This is a genomic window from Vibrio sp. 2033, assembly GCF_033339735.1.
Map to the genome: position 1 here is coordinate 1 of NZ_JAWOVC010000344.1, position 705 is coordinate 705.

1 pseudogene is annotated in these 705 nt (G+C 47.7%); it reads left to right on the forward strand.

The features are described 5' to 3' along the window. Positions 1 to 54: 54 nt before the first annotated feature. Positions 55 to 705 (forward strand): annotated as a pseudogene (locus R7P74_RS26490) (PAS domain-containing protein); the annotation flags it as partial.

Below are 705 nucleotides of genomic sequence, written 5' to 3' on the forward strand. Positions count from 1 at the left end.
TAAGAAGCTGGCACCTTACTACCAACGCGCATTCAAAGGCGTGCATGTCGAAGTAAGAAGCTGGCACCTTACTACCAACGCGCATTCAAAGGCGTGCATGTCGAAGCTGAAATTACCTTAGATGAAACCGATTTAGAGACCAGCCTTCACTTTAGTTTGTCACCAGTGTATGAAGGTAACGAGGTACGTTTCGTGGTGTTTCACGCCGTCGACACCTCCGAAAAGCAAATACTTGTCCGCTCTCTGGAAGAAGCCGAAAACAAATTTGCCAAGCTGACCCAACTATTGCCCGATGGCCTGCTGCTGATTGAAGATGACACCATCATCTCAGCAAACCCTGCCTCGGCTCGTTTGCTTGGGCTTAACTCCCCTCACGAGCTGCTCGGTGAAGAGCTCTCTCGTCTGTTCATCGACGAAAACACCAAAAAAGTTTTCAGTCACCGACTCAGCACGCTTATTTCGGACAAACCGTTTGTTTGCCTGACTAGCGCGCGTTGCGGATTTTAGCGCAAAGTCCAATTGCATGCGGACTCGATGGCAATTCTAGGCAGTGAATCTCAAATTATTCTTATCCAAGATGCGGATGACACACCAAAACACTTGTCGTCGGCCTCCAGTGAAGATTCTCATATCGACTCTTTAACCAAACTGTATAACCGATTTGGTTTCACCAAGCGCCTAGAACAACTGATCAAAAGCCAAACA